We start from the raw sequence: 17,472 nt of genomic DNA, 5'->3' as shown, positions 1-17,472 counted from the left end.
GATGTGGGGTCGTGCGGGAAGAAGGATGTCAGGACGCGCGCGTGACGCGCTCGAGCGCCCGGTCCGTGATCGACCGTGAGCCACGGCCGATCGCGACGGTGCCGGACTGGACGATCTCGCGGATGCCGAACGGCTCGAGGGCCGCCAGCAGCGCGTCGAGCTTGCCGGGGCTGCCGGTCGCCTCGATGACGACCGTGTCCGGGACCACGTCGACGACGTGCGCGCGGAACAGCTGGACGACCTCGAGCACGCTCGTGCGCTGCGCGGTGTCGGCCTTGACCTTGACGAGCAGCAGCTCCCGCTGGACGGACGCGGCGTCCTCGAGCTCGACGATCTTGATGACGTTGATGAGCTTGTTGAGCTGCTTGGTGACCTGCTCGAGGGGCAGCTCGTCGACGTCGACGACGACCGTGATCCGGGAGATCTCCGCGTGCTCCGTCGGACCCACCGCGAGCGAGTGGATGTTGAACGAGCGGCGCGCGAAGAGACCCGCGACGCGCGTGAGCACGCCGGGCTTGTTCTCCACGAGCACCGAGAGCGTGTGGCGGCTCATGGGTCAGTCCTCCCGGTCCCACGCCGGGCTGATGCCCCGGGCGTACTGGATGTCGTCGTTGCTCACGCCGGCGGCGACCATCGGCCACACCATCGAGTCGCGCGAGACGGTGAAGTCGACCACGACGGGCTGGTCGTCGATCTCGAGCGCCCGCTTGATCGTCGCGTCCACGTCCGCCTTCGTCTCGCAGCGCAGGCCCACGCAGCCGTAGGCGTCGGCGAGCTTGACGAAGTCGGGGATGCGAGCGGTGCCGTGCCCCGTGTTGAGGTCGGTGTTGGAGTAGCGGGACTCGTAGAACAGCGTCTGCCACTGCCGGACCATGCCGAGCGACGAGTTGTTGATGATCGCGACCTTGATCGGGATCTCGTTGATGGTGCAGGTGGCGAGCTCCTGGTTGGTCATCTGGAAGCAGCCGTCGCCGTCGATCGACCAGACGGTCCGGTCGGGCTGGCCGACCTTCGCGCCCATCGCCGCCGGGACCGAGTAGCCCATCGTGCCGAGGCCGCCCGAGTTCAGCCAGGAGTTCGGCCGCTGGTACTTGATGAACTGCGCGGCCCACATCTGGTGCTGGCCGACGCCGGCCACGTAGATCGCCTCGGGGCCGGACAGCTCGCCGATGCGGCTGATGACGTGCTGCGGGGCGAGGTGGCCGTCCGACGGCTCGTCGTAGCCGAGCGGGAACGTGCCGCGCCACTCGTCGAGCTGCGTCCACCACTCCTCGAGGTCCGGCTTGCCGTGCTGGCCGTGCTCGCGCGCCAGCTCCGGCAGCAGGTCGGCGAGGACCTCGCGCAGGTCGCCGACGATCGGGACGTCGACCGCGCGGTTCTTGCCGATCTCTGCCGGGTCGATGTCCGCGTGCACGATCGTCGCCTTCGGGGCGAAGCTCGACAGCTGGCCGGTCACACGGTCGTCGAAGCGGGCGCCGAGCGCCACGACCAGGTCGGCCTTCTGCAGGGCCGCGACGGCGGCCACGGTGCCGTGCATGCCGGGCATGCCGAGGTTCTGCGGGTGCGCGTCGGGCAGCGCGCCACGGGCCATCAGCGTGGTGACGGCCGGTGCGCCGGACGCGTCGACGAGCGCCTGGAGCTCGGCGGCCGCGCGGGCCCGGATCACGCCGCCGCCCACGTACAGGACGGGACGGCGGGCGGTCGCGAGCAGCCGGGCGGCCTCGCGGATCTGCTTGGCGTGCGGCTTCGTGACCGGGTGGTACCCGGGCAGCGTGAGCTCCTGCGGCCAGGAGAACGTGGTCTGGCTCTGCATCGCGGACTTGGCGATGTCGACGAGCACCGGGCCGGGGCGGCCGGTCGAGGCGATGTGGAACGCCTCGGCGATGACGCGCGGGATGTCGTCCGGGTTGGTGACGAGGTAGTTGTGCTTGGTGATCGGGAGCGTGATGCCGACGATGTCGGCCTCCTGGAACGCGTCCGTCCCGATGAGCGACGCACCCACCTGCCCGGTGATCGCGACGAGCGGCACCGAGTCCATGTGGGCGTCGGCGATCGGCGTGACGAGGTTCGTCGCGCCCGGGCCCGACGTCGCCATGCAGACCCCGACGCGGCCGGTGGCGGACGCGTAGCCGGCGGCCGCGTGCCCGCCGCCCTGCTCGTGGCGCACGAGGATGTGGCGCAGGCGGGTCGAGTCCATCAGCGGGTCGTAGGTCGGCAGGATCGCGCCGCCGGGGATGCCGAAGACGACCTCGACGCCGGCCTCCTCGAGCGACCGGACGATCGACTTCGCACCCGTGACCTTCTCCGGGGCGCTGGACACGCTGCCCGCGGCGGCGGCCGGCGCCGTGCGGGCGGCCGGGACGACGACCGCCGGGGTGGCCGGCGGGGCGGCCGGTCCTGTCGAGCGCGGCGGTGCCGGGTGGGGACCCTGGACCATCGTTGTCTCCCTGGGTGGTGCTGCTGGCGAGAAGGTGCCGGACAAACGAAAACCCCTCCAGGCCATGATCGGCCTGACGAGGGGTGAGCGCGCTGACGAGACCTGGACGGGTGGCCTCAGCCGGCGCGCTCAGGAAGTACTACGAGGATCGTCTGCACGTCGCCGACAGTACGCCGCGAGTCGAGGGATGTCACGCCGTCTCACATCGTGGTTCACGAGACCACTGTGTGGACAGCGGCCTCCTCGTCGGCGGGGGCCGGGTCCATGTCGAAGGCGGGCAGGCCGTCGATGCTGCGGCGGTTCTTGAGCCGGCGGTAGTCCGCCTGGCCCTCGACGCCCTTGCGCTCCATGTACGGCGGCAGCAGGTCGCGCTCCCCCACGTAGTCCATGAACGGGACGCCGTACCCGCACGAGTCGCTGACCCGCTCCACGTCCACGACGACGACCGCGCGGGCGCCGCGCGTCTCGGGGAACAGGGCGACGAGCTCGTCGAAGCCCTCGTCGTACAGCGTGACGAACCGGCCGTGGCCGTGCAGACGGACGATGTTGGGCGGCCCCTCGAACGCGCAGAACATCAGCGTGATCCGGCCGTTGTCGCGCAGGTGGGCGATCGTCTCCGCGCCGCTGGCCGTGAGGTCGACGTACGCGACCGTGTGGTCGTCGAGCACCACGAAGGAGCCGCCGATGCCCTTCGGGGACACGTTGACGTGGCCCTCGGGCCCGCTCGGTGCCGTCGCGACGAAGAACAGGTGCTGCTTGTCGATGAACGCACGGATCTTCTCGTCGATCCGCTCGTGGACCTTGCCCATCGGCTCCTCCTCGTCGTCGCGCTCCCTCGACCCTAGGACCAGGACCGCGGTGGTCGTCGGCGCCTCTCGCGCACCGGACGCTCAACCGGATGGTTGACCCTCGTCCTGCCCCGGGACTACGTTCAACCCGACGGTTGAACGTTCGTGAGGAGGGCACCATGGGACGGATCGTGGCGGTGGAGTACCTGACCCTGGACGGCGTCTTCGAGGACCCGTCGTGGACGCAGCCCTACTTCGACGACGCGGTCGCCGCGTTCCAGGGCGAGGCCATGCGCTGGGCCGACGCGCTGCTGCTCGGGCGGGTGACCTACGACGGCATGAGCGTGGCCTGGCCCGCGACCGGCGACGACCCCTCGACCGGCGGCGACATCATGAACTCGATCGGCAAGTACGTTCCGACGTCGACGCTCACCGAGCCGACGTGGAACACGACGTTCCTGTCCGGCGACGTCGTCGAGGCCGTCACCGGCCTCAAGGCGGGCGACGAGAACCTCGTCGTCTACGGCAGCGGGCAGCTCACCGAGACGCTGCGTGCCGCCGGGCTCGTCGACGAGTACCGGCTGCTCGTCTGCCCGGTCGTGCGCGGCGAGGGGCGCCGGCTGTTCACCGGGTCCGCATCGAGCACGTTCACCGTGGCCGACAGCCGCACGTCCCCCACGGGCGTCACCCTGCTCACGCTCACCGCGGGCTGACGCGTGCCCGTCGCGACCCAGGAGGACGTCCTCAGCCTCACGTTCGGCGCGCTCGCCGACCCGACCCGCCGCGCCATCCTTGCCCGGCTCTCGCAGAGCGACGCGAGCGTCAGCGAGCTCGCCGCGCTGTTCCCCTCGATCACGTTGCAGGCGGTCAGCAAGCACCTCAAGGTCCTCGAGCGGGCGGCGCTGGTGACGCGGGGGCAGCACGCCCGGGAGCGACCCGCGCACCTGCGCGCCGAGCCCATCGCCGAGGCGACCGCCTGGCTCGCGCACTACCGGGTCTTCTACGAGGATTCTCTGGACCGGTTGGGTGAGCACCTCGCCCGCATGCAGGCGACACCGCCCGACACCCCTTCGGAGCCGGAGCGACCCTGACCGTGGTGGAGCTGCACCTCGTCCGCACGTACCCCGCGCCCCGCCAGCTCGTCTGGGACGCGTGGACCGATCCCGACCAACTCGCGCAGTGGTGGGGCCCTCGAGGCGTCAGCACCCCGCGCGAGTCCATCGAGCTCGACCTGCGTCCCGGCGGTCGGATCCGGTTCGACATGGTCGACGACGCCACCGGGGCGCGCTACCCGAACAGCGGGACGGTGCTCGAGGTCGACCCGCCGGCGCGGCTCGTGTGGTCCGACAACGGGTTCCCGGACGGCACGGGCAAGGGCACCACCACCGTCACGTTCACCGCCGTGGCCGACACCACGACGATCCTGCACGTGCACGTCGTCACGGACCTCGGCGACACCCTCCGGGCGGACGCGGAGCGGGGCTGGGGCAGCCAGCTCGACCGGCTGGCGGACCTCCTCGCGGGCTGAGCCCGGTCACCGCTCACGCGCCCGGCAGGATGCCCCGCTCGATCGCCACCGTGACCGCGCGCGTCCGGTCGTCGACCCCCAGCTTGGCGAACGCCCGCAGCAGGTGCGTCTTCACGGTCGCCTCGGTGATGAAGAGCTCACGCCCGACGGCCGCGTTGGACAGCCCGCGCGCCACCCCCGCCAGGACCTGCTGCTCACGGGCGGTCAGCCGCTCCGCCGGACCTCGCACCTGCTCGACGAGCCGCCGCGCGACGGACGGCGACAGCGCCGACTCCCCGCGGGCGGCCGCGCGCACGCCCGCGACGAGCTGGTCCCGGGGCGTGTCCTTGAGCAGGTAGCCCGTGGCCCCCGCCTCCACGGCACGCAGGATGTCGGTGTCCGTCTCGTACGTGGTGAGGACCAGCACCCGCACGCCCGGGACGGCGCCGACGATCCGGGCCGTCGCGGCCGCGCCGTCGAGCACCGGCATCCGCAGGTCCATCAGGACGAGCGCCGGCCGCAGGGCCGTCGCGAGCGACACCGCCTGCTCGCCGTCGCCCGCCTCCCCCACCACCTCGATGTCGGGCTCGACCGCGAGCATGCCCGCCAGCCCGGACCGGACCACGGGGTGGTCGTCGGCGAGCAGCACCCGGATCGTCATCGTGCACCGCCAGCGGGCAGGGTGACCCGGACCCGGGTGCCGCCGCCCGGTGCGGCACCGACCTCGAGGGACCCGCCGCCCGCGTCGGCCCGCTCCCGCATGCCGCGCAGCCCGACCCCCTCGACGAGCGCCTCCGGCAGCCCCCGGCCGTCGTCGGTGACCTCGAGGCGCACGCGCTCGTCCTGTCCCGTGAGCTCCAGACGCACGCGGCGGGCGCCCGCGTGCCGGCGGACGTTCGCGAGCGCCTCCTGCGCGGCGCGCAGCAGCACGACCGCGGACTCGGGTGCGAGCGACCCGGTCGCCGCCGGGTCGAGCGCGGCGACCTCGACGCGCACGTGCGTCTCGGCCTCGAACCGCCGCGCCAGCCGGTCGAGGGCGTCCGCGAGGGAGCCGTGCTCGAGCCCCGGCGGGCCGAACGCGGCGACGAGCGCCCGGGCCTCGGCGAGGTTGTCGCGCGCCACGTGCTCGATCTGGGTGAGCCGGTCGTGCACCGCCTCCGGCCGCCCACGCTCGAGCTCGGCGGCAGCCGTCTGGGCGAGCATGACCACGCTGGTGAACCCCTGCGCGAGCGTGTCGTGGATCTCCTGGGCGACCCGCGCCCGCTCGGCGAGCACACCGGTCGCATGGTGCGTCTGCGCGAGCTCGTCCTGCACGGCCTCGAGCCGTTCCAGCAGCGCCGCCCGCTCCTCGCTCTGCTCCGAGACCCAGGTCACCCACAACCCCAGCACGATGCTGAAGACCAGACCGGCGACCGCCTGGCCGACCGCGACCGGGAGCTCGGAGACGGGCAGCTCCTCCCGGAGCATGACCACCGCGACGAACGCGGCCGTGAGCGCGACCGACCACAGGATCCCGTGCAGCCGCCGGGTGCTGAAGAACCAGATCTGCGAGTACGCGACGAACAGCAGGACCGGGCCGAGGTCGACGAGCCAGACCTCGACGCACACCACCACGCACAGCAGGACGACGTACGTCGTCGTCATCCGGGTGTCGCCGCGCAGGATCCCGCGACGACCGACGGTCACGTAGCCGACGACGAGGACGGCGAGCGCGCCGAGCACCGCGACGGCGGTGGTGACGCTGCCGGCGTCGAGCGACATGGACACCGCGGCCACCGCGACGAGCGCGGAGAAGCCGATGTCCCAGCCGCGCAGCGCACGCGACCAGAACGCCCGCCGGTCCAGAGGGCCGGACGTGTCGGTGCCGGTCATGGTCGTGAGCCTGCCACGACCATGACCGGCGACGGAGGGCGTGTCAGCCGTCGTCACGCCGACGCCACCGGAACGTGCGGACGCCCACGACGAGTCCGGCGGCCAGCCACGCCCCGAGCACCAGCGCGGTCGTGCCGTGCTGCCCCGACGCCCCGGACCCGGTCGGCACGAACACCGCGCTCATGCCCTCGACGAGCCAGCGCAGCGGGAACACCGAGGCGAGCCCCTGCATCCAGGACGGCAGCTGGTCGAACGGGAAGAACACGCCGGAGATGAACTGCAGCACGAGCACGATCGGGGTGACGACCGCGCTGGCGGACCGCCCGGAACGCGGCACCGACGAGAACGCGACCCCGCACACCGAGCCGCACGCCGTGCCCAGCACGAACACCCACACGAACGTCGCCCACGCCGTCGCCGTGGTCGGCAGGGTCACCCCGAACGCCGACGCCGCGACGACCAGGAGCACCGCGTTCTGCAGCAGGGACACGCCCAGCACCTGGCCGACCTTGCCCGCGAAGTACGCCGTCGCCGGCAGGGGTGTGCCCCGCAGGCGTTTGAGCCCGCCCTCGTCCCGCTCCACGGCGATGGAGATCGCGAGCGACTGGAAGCTCGACAGCATGATCCCGGTGGCGACCATGCCGGGCAGGAAGTACTGCGCGAACGGGATCTCGGCGCCGCCCTGGGTCGTCACCGTGGCGCCGTCCTGCCCGAACACCGCCGCGAAGATCGCGAGCATGATCACCGGGTAGGCGAAGACGAACACGACCGCGTCGCGCTCCCGGAAGAACAGCCGCAGCTCGTACCCGGCGCGGGTCAGACCCAGCGGCAGCGGCCCCGGCAGTGCGCCCACGGGTGCGGTCGGGGTCGTCCTGGTGGTGGTCGTCGTCGTCATCGCACGGCCTCCTGCCGCTCGGTGGCCGGCACGTGCGCGTCCTGGAGGAGGCCGAGGTAGACGTCCTCGAGCGTGGGGCGCAGCACCTGCAGGCCGGGGATCTCGTCGAGCCGGGCCGCCAGCCCGGCGACCACGTGGGTCGGCGCGTCGGTGCGGACCTCGTGCGTGCGGCCGTCCTCGTCCCACCGGACGACGGCGCGGCGGGCCGTCCGCCCCCCGAGCTGGTCCGGCGGCCCCTGGGCGACGACCGTGCCGCCGGCGACGACCACGACCCGGTCGGCGAGCCGCTCGGCCTCCTCGAGGTAGTGGGTGGTGAGCAGGATCGTGGTGCCGTCCGACCGCAGGCTCTCGACGAGGTCCCAGAACGAGCGTCGCGCCTGCGGGTCGAACCCGGTCGTCGGCTCGTCCAGGAACAGCAGCTCGGGCCGACCGACGATGCCGAGCGCGACGTCCAGGCGCCGGCGCTGCCCGCCGGAGAGCTGCCGGGCGCGGGTGCGGACCTTCTCGCGCAGACCGACCGCGTCGATGACCTCGTCGGCGTCCCGGGGCGAGGGGAAGAACCGGGCGAAGTGCCGGACCAGCTCGCCGACGCTCGCCTCGGCGAGGTCGTCGGTGCCCTGCAGCACCACGCCGATCCGGGACCGCCAGGCGCGTCCTGCGGTCGCGGGGTCGTCGCCGAGCACGCGGACCACGCCGTCGTCGCGACGTCGGTAGCCCTCGAGGATCTCGACGGTCGTCGTCTTGCCCGCGCCGTTGGGGCCGAGGATCGCGACGATCTCTCCGCGGTCCACCTGCAGGTCGAGGCCGTCGACGGCCCGCTTGTCGCCGTACCGCTTGCGCAGGCCGGTGACCTCGATCGCGGGGGTGCTCGGGTGCGTCGTCATGCGCCCAGCGTCGTTCCCGAGCGGGGCCCGCCGGGACGACCGGGACACCGGCGTCCGGGTCCACCGACCGGTGGACCCGGACCCGCGCGACCGGGCGGGCCACCGTACGGACGGGTGGGTCTGCCCCACCGACATCGGCGGGAGACATACCTACCGTTGTCGGACATGACGACCTCGACCGACGCCCCGGCCCGCCCGCAGCGACCGCCCACCGTCGCCCGACGACGTCGCCGCGCGACCGGTCGCGTCGGGTGGGTCGCCGTCCTGCTGACCGCGCTCGCGATCGTCGCCTACTCGGCGGTGCCCTACCTGATGGGCTCGCTCGAGGAGCTCGACCCCGACCGGGCGCCGCTCGCGTCGGCGTACTCGCAGACGCCGCCCGTGGTGCAGGTCGCGCTCGTCGTCCACGTGGTGGGGGCCGCCGTGGCGCTGCTCACCGGTCCGTTCCAGTTCTGGGCCGGGGCGCGGCGCCGGTTCCCGCGCCTGCACCGGTGGCTGGGCCGGACGTACCTGTCGGGGGTGCTCGTCGGCGGGCTCGCGGCGCTGGTCATGGCGCCCTGGAACACGGCGGGCATGATCGGGTTCCTCGGGTTCGGGTCGCTCGGGGTGCTGTGGATCTGGACCGGGTGGCGCGCGTACCGGTCCATCCGCTCCGGGGACGTCCGGTCGCACCAGGCGTGGATGATCCGCAGCTTCGCGCTCACCTACGCCGCCGTGACGCTCCGGACGTGGACCGGGGTGCTGGTCGCGGCGCAGGCGTTCGCCGCCGGGGACGGCGCGTTCGACGTCGACGCGGCCTTCCAGAACGCGTACTACGCCGTGACGTTCCTGGCGTGGGTGCCGAACGTGCTCGTCGCCGAGTGGATGGTCCGGCGGCGCGGGCTGCCGTCGGTGCGGATCGTCGACCCGGTGGGCGCCGCCCCGCAGGCGGCTCAGGGCGCCGGACGGCGGTAGACCCGCGCCTCCCACGGGCGCAGCGTCGACGGCGACCCGGCGTCGTCGTAGTTGCCCAGCACGAGGGCGCTGCCGTCGTCGAAGGCCCACGCGTCCGCCACGTCGAACGGGCGCTCCTCCCCCGTGAAGTTCCCCAGGACCAGCAGCGACTCGTCCCCGAGGCGCCGGGTGAACGCGTACACGTGCTCGTCGTCGGGCAGCAGCATCGTGAAGTCGCCGAGCGCCACCACCGGGTCCTCGTGCCGCAGCGCGATCAGCCGGCGGTGGTGGTGGAACACCGACCGGGGGTCGGCCCGCTCCGCCTCCGCGTTCACCGTCAGGAAGTTGGCGTCGACGGGCAGCCACGGCGTTCCCGTCGTGAACCCCGCGTGCGGGGAGGCGTCCCACTGCACCGGGGTCCGCGCGTTGTCGCGGCTCATCCGGGCGAGCCCCTCGAGCAGCTCGTCGTCGCTGGAGTGGCCGCGGGCGCGGGCCTCCGAGATGTGCCGGAGCGACTCGATGTCCTGGTAGTCCTCGAACCGCGTGAAGTGCGCGTTCGTCATCCCGAGCTCCTCGCCCTGGTAGACGTACGGCGTCCCCCGGTGCAGGTGCAGCACGGTCGCGAGCATCGTCGCGGACTCCCGGCGGTAGCGGCCGTCGTCGCCGAACCGGGACACCACGCGGGGCTGGTCGTGGTTGTCCCAGTAGAGGCTGTTCCAGCCGGCGTCGGCGAGCCCGGCCTGCCAGCGTCCGAACGACGTCTTGAGGTCCGTGAGCCGCAGCGGCCGCGTGTCGAACTTGCCGCCCGGGCCGTGGTCCAGGCCGACGTGCTCGAACTGGAACACCATGTCGACCTCGGCGCGGGCCGGGTCGGTGAACAGGCGCGCGTCCTCGATCGTCACGCCCGGCATCTCCCCCACGGCCAGCAGCCGCTCGGGGTGGTCGGCGAACACCTCCCGGTGCATCTCGGCGAGGAACTCGTGGATGCGCGGGCCGCAGGTGTAGAACGCCGAGCCGTCGCCCCACAGGCCGCCGTGCACCAGGCCGTCCCGCAGCGGCACCTCCTTGGAGACGAGGTTGATGACGTCCATCCGGAAGCCGTCGACCCCGCGGTCCAGCCACCAGCGCATCATCGCGTAGACCGCCTCGCGGACCTGCGGGTTCTCCCAGTTGAGGTCGGGCTGCTTGCGGCTGAACAGGTGCAGGTAGTACTCCTGCGACTCCTCGTCGAGCTCCCACGCGGAGCCGGAGAAGAACGAGCCCCAGTTCGTCGGCTCGGCGCCGGGCTGCCCGGGCTGCATCCCGGCGCGCGGCGGCCGCCACCAGTACCAGTCGCGCCTGTCGCTCCCCTTCGACGAACGCGAGTCCACGAACCACGGGTGCTCGTCCGAGGTGTGGTTGACGACGAGGTCCATGACGAGCCGCATGCCGTGCGCGTGCAGCGCACCGATGAGCTCGTCGAGGTCGTCGAGCGTGCCGAACACCGGGTCGACGTCCTGGTAGTCGCTGATGTCGTACCCGTTGTCGTCCTGCGGCGACGCGTACACGGGCGACAGCCAGACGACGTCGACGCCGAGCTCGACGAGGTGGTCGAGCCGTCCCAGGATCCCCCGCAGGTCGCCGATCCCGTCGCCGTCCGAGTCGGCGAACGAGCGGGGGTAGATCTGGTAGACCACGGCCTTCGTCCACCACGGCGCGTCGTCGACGGTCCACGTCATGCGGTCCTCCGGATCACTTGATGGCGCCCCGGGTCACCCCCGAGATGACCCAGCGCTGCGCGACCACGTACACCACGAGCAGCGGGATCATCGCGAGCAGGTACGACGCGAAGGCCAGCGTGTAGTTGGTGTTGAAGGTGCTCTGGAAGATGTACTGCTGCAACGGGAGCGTCGCGTCGCCGGGGTCGGACAGGATCACCAGCGGGAGCATGAAGTCGTTCCACGCCCACACGCACGTGATGATGCCGACGGTCGCGTTCATGGGCCGCAGCAACGGGAAGATGACCTTCCAGAACACGGTCCACGTGTTCGCGCCGTCGATGATCGCGGCCTCCTCGAGCTCGCGCGGGATCGAGCGGATGTACGCGACGAACACGAAGATGTTGAACGACAGGCCGAACACGACGTACAGCAGGATCAGGCCGAGCTGGTTGTCGAGGTGCAGCTGCGCGGTGAGCTTGGCGACCGTGAGCATGAGGATCGGGAACGGCACGAACAGCGCCGCGATGAAGTAGAAGAACAGGCCCTTGAACAGCTTCTTGTGCATGTTCCGGGCGATCGCGTAGGCGACCATCGAGTTCGTCAGCAGCGTGAGCGTCACCGCCCCGACCGTGATGAGCGCGCTGTTGAGCGCGGAGCGCGGGAAGCTCGTGAGCGTCCAGGCGTCGGCGAAGTTCTGCCACCGGGCCGGGCTCGGCAGGCTGAACCCGGCGCCCGTGAGCTGGTCCGGGGTCTTCAGGGCCGTGACGACCACGAGGTACATCGGCACGAGGATGCTCAGGGACAGGAAGATCATCAGGCCCGTGAGCCACCAGTTGTGGTGGCCGGTGTCCTCCGGGTCGGGCGTGCGCATCCGCCGGCGGCGGGGTGCGGGGGCGTCGGGCTCGCCGGCGCCGAAGGCCTGCTCGGACCGGTCGGCGACCGGTGCGGCGATGCTGGGGGCGCTCATGCGTTCACATCCTCACGCTGCAGGACACGGAACTGGACGAGGGCGAACACGATGATCACGATCATGAACACCACGGCGTTGGCGAGCTGGTACCCGAACTCGCCGCCCTGGAAGCCGCCCTTGTAGATGACGAGCCCGACGGACTCCGTCGCGGTCCCCGGCCCGCCGCCCGTCATCGCGACGACGTGGTCGAAGACCTGCAGGAAGCCCTTGAGGGACAGCACCATGTTGATGACGAAGAAGCCCCAGATCATCGGGAACGTGATGTGCGAGAACTTCTTCCACGCCGTCGCACCGTCGAGCGACGCCGCCTCGTAGAGCTCGGCGGGCACCGTCTGCAGGCCCGCGAGGTACAGCACGATGTTGAACGCCGCGGCCTGCCAGACGGCGAGGACGACGATCGCGATCCACGCGAGGCCCTCGTCGGACAGGATCGACGTGGAGAACTTCGCGTTGCCGACCGCCTGCGCGATGGCCGGGATCGAGAACGTGAACAGGTACTGGAACACGTACCCGACCACGAGGATCGAGAGCACGTACGGGATGAAGTACACGCCGCGCAGCGTCGACTTGAACCTGATCCGGGCGTTGAGGGCGACGGCCACGGCGAGCGCGATGATGTTCACGAGCACGGTCGACACGAGCGCGAACTGGAACGTGAACAGGTACGAGTGCAGCACGCGGCTGTCGGTGAACAGGGCCGCGTAGTTCGAGAGCCCGACGAACTTCCACGGCCCGTAGCCCGGTGAGTCGGTGAAGCTGAAGAAGACGCCCTGCAGGACCGGGACGGTGTGCAGCAGGAAGAACAGCGCGAACGCGGGCAGGACCATCCAGTAGAAGCCGCGCGGCGTGCGGGACGCGATGCCCTTCCTGCGCACGGGCTGGTCGGGCCGGTCGGGCGGCGCCTGCACCGGCGGGCGGGTCGTGGTCGTCATGACTCCTGCACCTTCCCCAGGCCCCAGGTGCGGCGGGCCGCGACCTTGTCCCAGCTGTTGTCGAGCTTGCGGAGCATGGCCGACGCGTCGTGGTTCAGCAGGTACTCCTGCAGGAGCTGGGCGAGCGGGATCGCCGCGATGAACTGGTGGTCGGTGAAGCCCACGAGCCTGCCGTCGTCGATGTAGGGCTGGACCCCGACGAGTGCGGGGTCGTCGTTGCTGGCGCCCTTGATCGCCGGGATGGCGACCTGGGCCTCGCTGTACTTCTGGACGACGTCGGGCTGCATCAGGAAGTCCACGAACCGCTTCGACTCCTCCGGGTGCGCGCCCTTGGCGCCGGTGGTGATCAGGACGTCGACGCCCGAGACGAGCGTCGTCTTCGACGGGTCGTTCGTGGCCGGCAGCGCGAAGCTGCCGATGGTGAACGTCGGCTCGAACGAGCGGATCTGCGGGACGGCGTAGCTGCCGAGCAGGAGCATCGCGGACTTGCCCTCGGCGAACGCGCGCGTGCCGTCCTGGTAGTTCGACGACACCGGGTCCGGCTGCGTGTAGTCGTAGAGCTCGCCGAGCTCGTCGATCGCCGTGCGCCAGCCGTCCTGGAACGTCGTCCGGGCCGCGAACCGCTTCTGGAAGAAGTCCGCCGGCTGCGTCTGCGCGCTCAGCGGCGCGAGCGGCGACTGCGGCGTCCACGAGTCGCCGAGCATCCCGTAGAACGGGGTGATGCCTGCCGCCTTGAACGCCTTCGCGTCGGCGATGAGCTCGTCCCAGGTGGTCGGGACGTCGATGCCCTGCTGGGCGAACAGCTCCTCGTTGTAGAGGACGCCGCTGGCGTTGGCGGCGAACGGGACGCCGTTGACCGCTCCCGGTGCGCTCTGGCCGAGGTTCTGGAGAACCTTGACGAACCCCGGGTTGATGTCGTCGAGCACCGGGTCCTTGCTGAAGTCCGTGAAGATCCCCGCGGACGCGAGCTCGCCGAACGTGCCGTTGCCGTTGAGCGTCATCACGTCCGGGACGTCGTCCTTGACCAGCCGGGTCCGCAGCGCGGTCTCGGGGTCGGGCACGTTCTGGACCACGACGCGGATGTCGGGGTTCTCCTTCTCGAACTGCGCCGCGAGCCCTTCGAAGTAGTCGATGGCCTCCGACTTGAACTGGAAGAACGTGATCGTGGTGGGGCCGTCGCCGCTTCCGGCGCACGCCGCGAGCGGGACGACGAGTCCGGCCAGTGCGAGGCACGCGGCGATGCGCGCCCGATGTGAGCTCATGTGGTCCCTCCAGGTCCCCCTGGGGTCTCCGTCCGGAGCCCCTGCCTGCATCGGGCCCTTGCTTGGCCCGTCTTCCACGAGGCATTCATGTCACCACGGAAGTAAGTCACCGTCAACAGTGTGTCCCCGATCACTTCCGGGCGCACTTCGTGCGATAGTTTGAACCGTCACGGAACTTATCCGCCTGCGAGGATGGCAGCGCAGCCTCGGGTCCGTCCGAGGCGTCGGGAGAGGGAGCGCATGAGCTCGCAGGTCCGCACGTGGTCGCCCGAGGGCGGCACCGCCCACCAGGTCGCCCTCGAGGTCCTCCTGCGCGGCCCGCTGTCCCGCGCCGACCTCGCCCGCCGGCTCGACCTGTCGCAGCCGACCCTGTCCCGGCTCACCAAGCCCCTCGTCGAGCGCGGCCTCCTCGTGGACTCCGCCGTCCGGCCCGACCCCGCCACCGGCCGCCCCGGCCAGCCGCTGGACGTCGACGCGGCCGCCCACCACTTCGTCGGCGTCAAGCTCACGGGCGACGCCGCGCACGCGGTGCTCGTCGACCTTCGCGGCTCGATCGTGGCGGGCCGGTCGGCGCCGATCGGCGGGCACGCACCGGCCGACGTCGTCGAGTCCGTCGGCGCGCTCGTCGAGCAGACCGCCGGGTCGCTCCCGTCGGCCACCACGCTCACCGGCGTCGGGGTGAGCCTCGGCGGCCACTCCCCCGACCGGTCGACCGTGCGGGTCGCCCCGTTCCTCGGCTGGCACGACGTGCCGCTCGGCCCCCTGCTCTCCGCCCGCACCGGCCTGCCCGTGGTCGTCGAGAACGACGTCGCCGCCCTCACCGCCGCCGAGCACTGGTTCGGGGAGGGTCGCGGGACCCGCAGCTTCGCGGTGCTCACCGTCGGGGCAGGAGTCGGCTACGGGCTCGTGGTGCACGACCAGCTCGTCACCCACCCCGACATGGGCATCGGCCTCGTCGGCCACTTCCCCCTCGACCCGGCCGGACCACCGTGCCCCGTCGGCCACCGCGGCTGCGCGACGGCGATGCTCACGGAGGAGTCGCTCGCGACCCAGGCGACCGTCGCGCTGCGCCGAGCCGTCACGTACGACGAGCTCCTCGCGCTCGCCGGCGCCGACGACCCCGCCGCCCGCCGGATCGTTGACGACAGCGCCCGCGCCCTGGGCCGGCTCGTCGCGGCGGTCGCGAACCTCACGATGCCCGACCGGGTGGTGATCACGGGCGAGGGGGTGGAGCTCGCCCGGGTCGGCGACGCGGCGCTGCGGGCCGGCCTCGACGCCGACCGCGACCCGCTCGCGTCACCGGTCGACCTCGTGGTCCGGCCCGGCGACTTCGGGCAGTGGGCACGCGGTGCCGCCGTCGTCGCGCTGCAGGACTTCGTGCTCCGCGCACCCTGAGGGTCGCGGGTCAGATCAGGACGGCACCCTTCGACGCCGACTGGACGAGCTTGGCGTACTTGGCGAGGACCCCGCGCGTGTACGTCGGCGGCAGCGGCGCCCACCCGGCCGTGCGGGACTCGAGCTCGGCGTCGTCCACCAGCAGGTCGAGCGTCGCGTGCTCGACGTCGAGCCGGATGCGGTCGCCGTCGCGGACGAACGCGATCGGGCCCGCGTCGACGGCCTCGGGGGCCACGTGCCCGACGCACAGCCCCGTCGTGCCGCCCGAGAAACGGCCGTCGGTGAGCAGGAGGACGTCCTTGCCCAGGCCGGCGCCCTTGATCGCCCCCGTGATCGCGAGCATCTCGCGCATGCCCGGGCCGCCCTTCGGGCCCTCGTAGCGGATGACGACGACGTCGCCCGCGACGATCGTGCCGTCCTCCAGCGCGTCCATCGCCGCGCGCTCCCGGTCGAACACCCGGGCGGTGCCCTCGAACACGTCGGAGTCGAAGCCCGCCGACTTCACGACCGCACCCTCGGGGGCGAGCGAGCCGTGCAGGATCGTGATGCCGCCCGTCCGGTGGATCGGGTTGTCCAGCGCCCGCAGGATCTTGCCGTCCGGGTCCGGCGGGTTCACGTCGGCCAGGTTCTCCGCGACCGTCTTCCCGGTGACCGTGAGGCAGTCGCCGTGCAGCAGGCCCGCGTCGAGCAGCGCCTTCATCACCACGGGCACGCCGCCGATGCGGTCGATGTCGTTCATCACGTAGCGGCCGAACGGCTTGAGGTCGCCGAGGTGCGGCACCCTCGCGGCGACGCGGGAGAAGTCGTCGAGCGTGAGGTCGACCTCGGCCTCGTGCGCGATCGCCAGGAGGTGCAGGACCGCGTTGGTCGAGCCGCCGAACGCCATGACGACGGCGATCGCGTTCTCGAACGCCTCCTTCGTCATGATCTGGCGCGCCGTGATGCCCCGCCGCAGCAGCTCGACGACGGCCTCGCCCGACTTGTGCGCGAACGCGTCACGACGGCGGTCCGCCGACGGCGGGGCGGCCGAGCCGGGGATCGACATGCCGATGGCCTCGGCGACCGACGCCATCGTGTTCGCGGTGTACATGCCGCCGCAGGCACCCTCGCCCGGGCAGATCGCGCGCTCGATGCGGTCGACGTCCTCGCGGCTCATCAGCCCCCGCGCGCACGCGCCGACCGCCTCGAACGCGTCGATGATCGTGACGTCCTTCTCGGTGCCGTCCTCGAGCTTCACCCAGCCCGGGGCGATCGACCCGGCGTAGAGGAACACGCTCGCCAGGTCGAGCCGGGCGGCCGCCATGAGCATGCCGGGCAGCGACTTGTCGCAGCCGGCCAGCAGCACCGAGCCGTCGAGGCGCTCGGCCTGCATCACCGTCTCCACCGAGTCCGCGATGATGTCGCGGCTCACCAGCGAGAAGTGCATGCCCTCGTGGCCCATCGAGATCCCGTCGGACACCGAGATCGTGCCGAACTCGAGCGGGTACCCGCCCGCGGCGTGCACGCCCGACTTGGCGGCCTTGGCCAGCCGGTCGAGCGACAGGTTGCACGGGGTGATCTCGTTCCACGAGCTCGCGACGCCGATCTGCGGCTTCGCGAAGTCGTCGTCACCGAGACCGATCGCCCGGAGCATCCCGCGCGACGCCGTCGCCTCCAGCCCGTCCGTGACCTGCCGCGACCGCGGCTTGATGTCGACCCCGGGTGCGGCACCGTCCTGCGTCGTCGTCATGTGCCGAGAGTAGGAGGCGTCGACCGTCGCGGCACCCCCGTGCGCGGGTGCGCCGGACGCGTGGAGTCCGGCGGCATCCCTCATCCCGAGGGCTTCCGTGCCGATTCGTGGGTCGGACCCCCAGCGGGGCCGACCGCCGCACGCCTTCACGACACCGCGGCGAGAAGG

General features: G+C 71.9%; 17 protein-coding genes. 5 read left to right on the top strand and 12 right to left on the bottom strand.

The annotated features are described in order from the left end of the window. Positions 1–28 precede the first annotated feature (28 nt). From ilvN to Cch01nite_RS15660, 3 genes are all read right to left on the bottom strand, one after another. Positions 29–553: an acetolactate synthase small subunit gene (gene ilvN / locus Cch01nite_RS15670; RefSeq protein WP_203757081.1), complete on the bottom strand. Its 525-nt coding sequence runs from the start codon at positions 551–553 to the stop codon at positions 29–31. A gap of 3 nt (positions 554–556) precedes the next feature. After that, positions 557–2,437, bottom strand: coding sequence for an acetolactate synthase large subunit (locus Cch01nite_RS15665; RefSeq protein WP_203757069.1), 1,881 nt, complete (start codon positions 2,435–2,437; stop codon positions 557–559). A 212-nt stretch (positions 2,438–2,649) separates the two neighbouring features. Beyond that, entirely contained in the window at positions 2,650–3,246 is a 597-nt protein-coding gene (locus Cch01nite_RS15660) for a pyridoxamine 5'-phosphate oxidase family protein (RefSeq protein WP_203757067.1), read from the bottom strand. Between the two features lie 158 nt (positions 3,247–3,404). Here Cch01nite_RS15660 and Cch01nite_RS15655 point away from each other — a divergent pair, with 158 nt between their 5' ends. From Cch01nite_RS15655 to Cch01nite_RS15645, 3 genes are read left to right on the top strand one after another with little or no spacing between them, the layout of a single operon-like run. Beyond that, on the top strand, positions 3,405–3,938 hold the full coding sequence (locus tag Cch01nite_RS15655) for a dihydrofolate reductase family protein (RefSeq protein ID WP_203757065.1): 534 nt from the start codon (positions 3,405–3,407) through the stop codon (positions 3,936–3,938). Positions 3,939–3,941: 3 nt separating this feature from the next. Further along, complete coding sequence (locus Cch01nite_RS15650; protein ID WP_203757063.1) at positions 3,942–4,316, top strand: ArsR/SmtB family transcription factor; 375 nt, start codon at positions 3,942–3,944, stop codon at positions 4,314–4,316. 5 nt (positions 4,317–4,321) lie between these two features. Further along, positions 4,322–4,753: an SRPBCC family protein gene (locus Cch01nite_RS15645; RefSeq protein WP_203757061.1), complete on the top strand. Its 432-nt coding sequence runs from the start codon at positions 4,322–4,324 to the stop codon at positions 4,751–4,753. A gap of 13 nt (positions 4,754–4,766) precedes the next feature. Here Cch01nite_RS15645 and Cch01nite_RS15640 read toward each other — a convergent pair whose 3' ends face one another. The 4 genes from Cch01nite_RS15640 to Cch01nite_RS15625 are packed head-to-tail and all read right to left on the bottom strand — an operon-like array spanning position 4,767 to position 8,383. Then, entirely contained in the window at positions 4,767–5,393 is a 627-nt protein-coding gene (locus tag Cch01nite_RS15640) for a response regulator (RefSeq protein WP_203757059.1), read from the bottom strand. Next, a complete protein-coding gene (locus Cch01nite_RS15635; protein ID WP_203757057.1) occupies positions 5,390–6,604 on the bottom strand; it encodes a sensor histidine kinase in 1,215 nt (404 codons plus the stop codon). The genes Cch01nite_RS15640 and Cch01nite_RS15635 overlap by 4 nt, the downstream gene beginning before the upstream one ends. 43 nt (positions 6,605–6,647) lie before the next feature. Beyond that, the gene (locus Cch01nite_RS15630) at positions 6,648–7,499 is read right to left on the bottom strand and encodes an ABC transporter permease (RefSeq protein WP_203757055.1); all 852 of its coding nucleotides are present in this window, start codon (positions 7,497–7,499) and stop codon (positions 6,648–6,650) included. Continuing rightward, positions 7,496–8,383, bottom strand: coding sequence for an ABC transporter ATP-binding protein (locus tag Cch01nite_RS15625; protein ID WP_203757053.1), 888 nt, complete (start codon positions 8,381–8,383; stop codon positions 7,496–7,498). Before Cch01nite_RS15625 ends, Cch01nite_RS15630 begins: the two co-directional genes overlap by 4 nt. Positions 8,384–8,548: 165 nt before the next feature. On the opposite strand from Cch01nite_RS15625, the gene Cch01nite_RS15620 reads away from it, so the two are divergent. After that, complete coding sequence (locus tag Cch01nite_RS15620) at positions 8,549–9,337, top strand: DUF2306 domain-containing protein (protein WP_203757051.1); 789 nt, start codon at positions 8,549–8,551, stop codon at positions 9,335–9,337. On the opposite strand, the gene Cch01nite_RS15615 is transcribed toward Cch01nite_RS15620, so the two are convergent. From Cch01nite_RS15615 to Cch01nite_RS15600, 4 genes are read right to left on the bottom strand one after another with little or no spacing between them, the layout of a single operon-like run. Then, positions 9,316–11,034: a glycoside hydrolase family 13 protein gene (locus tag Cch01nite_RS15615; RefSeq protein WP_203757049.1), complete on the bottom strand. Its 1,719-nt coding sequence runs from the start codon at positions 11,032–11,034 to the stop codon at positions 9,316–9,318. The genes Cch01nite_RS15620 and Cch01nite_RS15615 overlap by 22 nt on opposite strands. 13 nt (positions 11,035–11,047) lie before the next feature. After that, positions 11,048–11,983, bottom strand: coding sequence for a carbohydrate ABC transporter permease (locus Cch01nite_RS15610; protein ID WP_373309946.1), 936 nt, complete (start codon positions 11,981–11,983; stop codon positions 11,048–11,050). Next, positions 11,980–12,918, bottom strand: a complete 939-nt coding sequence (locus tag Cch01nite_RS15605; RefSeq protein ID WP_203757047.1) for a carbohydrate ABC transporter permease — start codon at positions 12,916–12,918, stop codon at positions 11,980–11,982. Before Cch01nite_RS15605 ends, Cch01nite_RS15610 begins: the two co-directional genes overlap by 4 nt. Beyond that, positions 12,915–14,180 (bottom strand): ABC transporter substrate-binding protein, encoded by a 1,266-nt coding sequence (locus Cch01nite_RS15600; RefSeq protein ID WP_203757039.1) that lies wholly within the window; start codon positions 14,178–14,180, stop codon positions 12,915–12,917. The genes Cch01nite_RS15605 and Cch01nite_RS15600 overlap by 4 nt, the downstream gene beginning before the upstream one ends. A gap of 240 nt (positions 14,181–14,420) precedes the next feature. Here Cch01nite_RS15600 and Cch01nite_RS15595 point away from each other — a divergent pair, with 240 nt between their 5' ends. After that, the gene (locus tag Cch01nite_RS15595; RefSeq protein ID WP_203757033.1) at positions 14,421–15,575 is read left to right on the top strand and encodes an ROK family transcriptional regulator; all 1,155 of its coding nucleotides are present in this window, start codon (positions 14,421–14,423) and stop codon (positions 15,573–15,575) included. A 10-nt stretch (positions 15,576–15,585) separates the two neighbouring features. Here Cch01nite_RS15595 and ilvD read toward each other — a convergent pair whose 3' ends face one another. Beyond that, positions 15,586–17,304 (bottom strand): dihydroxy-acid dehydratase, encoded by a 1,719-nt coding sequence (ilvD, locus tag Cch01nite_RS15590; protein WP_203757032.1) that lies wholly within the window; start codon positions 17,302–17,304, stop codon positions 15,586–15,588. Positions 17,305–17,472: the final 168 nt, after the last annotated feature.

This window comes from Cellulomonas chitinilytica (assembly GCF_016862675.1).
Taxonomy (GTDB): Bacteria; Actinomycetota; Actinomycetes; order Actinomycetales; family Cellulomonadaceae; genus Cellulomonas; species Cellulomonas chitinilytica.
This window is presented reverse-complemented; position numbering and strand designations above follow the sequence as displayed.

Coding starts and splice junctions, on each gene's coding strand:
- Cch01nite_RS15635 (WP_203757057.1), bottom strand. CDS start 6,604: ATGACCGGCACCGACACGTCCGGCCCTCTGGACCGGCGGGCGTTCTGG.
- ilvD (WP_203757032.1), bottom strand. CDS start 17,304: ATGACGACGACGCAGGACGGTGCCGCACCCGGGGTCGACATCAAGCCG.
- Cch01nite_RS15630 (WP_203757055.1), bottom strand. CDS start 7,499: ATGACGACGACGACCACCACCAGGACGACCCCGACCGCACCCGTGGGC.
- Cch01nite_RS15605 (WP_203757047.1), bottom strand. CDS start 12,918: ATGACGACCACGACCCGCCCGCCGGTGCAGGCGCCGCCCGACCGGCCC.
- ilvN (WP_203757081.1), bottom strand. CDS start 553: ATGAGCCGCCACACGCTCTCGGTGCTCGTGGAGAACAAGCCCGGCGTG.
- Cch01nite_RS15600 (WP_203757039.1), bottom strand. CDS start 14,180: ATGAGCTCACATCGGGCGCGCATCGCCGCGTGCCTCGCACTGGCCGGA.
- Cch01nite_RS15665 (WP_203757069.1), bottom strand. CDS start 2,437: ATGGTCCAGGGTCCCCACCCGGCACCGCCGCGCTCGACAGGACCGGCC.
- Cch01nite_RS15625 (WP_203757053.1), bottom strand. CDS start 8,383: ATGACGACGCACCCGAGCACCCCCGCGATCGAGGTCACCGGCCTGCGC.
- Cch01nite_RS15620 (WP_203757051.1), top strand. CDS start 8,549: ATGACGACCTCGACCGACGCCCCGGCCCGCCCGCAGCGACCGCCCACC.
- Cch01nite_RS15595 (WP_203757033.1), top strand. CDS start 14,421: ATGAGCTCGCAGGTCCGCACGTGGTCGCCCGAGGGCGGCACCGCCCAC.
- Cch01nite_RS15640 (WP_203757059.1), bottom strand. CDS start 5,393: ATGACGATCCGGGTGCTGCTCGCCGACGACCACCCCGTGGTCCGGTCC.
- Cch01nite_RS15660 (WP_203757067.1), bottom strand. CDS start 3,246: ATGGGCAAGGTCCACGAGCGGATCGACGAGAAGATCCGTGCGTTCATC.
- Cch01nite_RS15615 (WP_203757049.1), bottom strand. CDS start 11,034: ATGACGTGGACCGTCGACGACGCGCCGTGGTGGACGAAGGCCGTGGTC.
- Cch01nite_RS15610 (WP_373309946.1), bottom strand. CDS start 11,983: ATGAGCGCCCCCAGCATCGCCGCACCGGTCGCCGACCGGTCCGAGCAG.
- Cch01nite_RS15655 (WP_203757065.1), top strand. CDS start 3,405: ATGGGACGGATCGTGGCGGTGGAGTACCTGACCCTGGACGGCGTCTTC.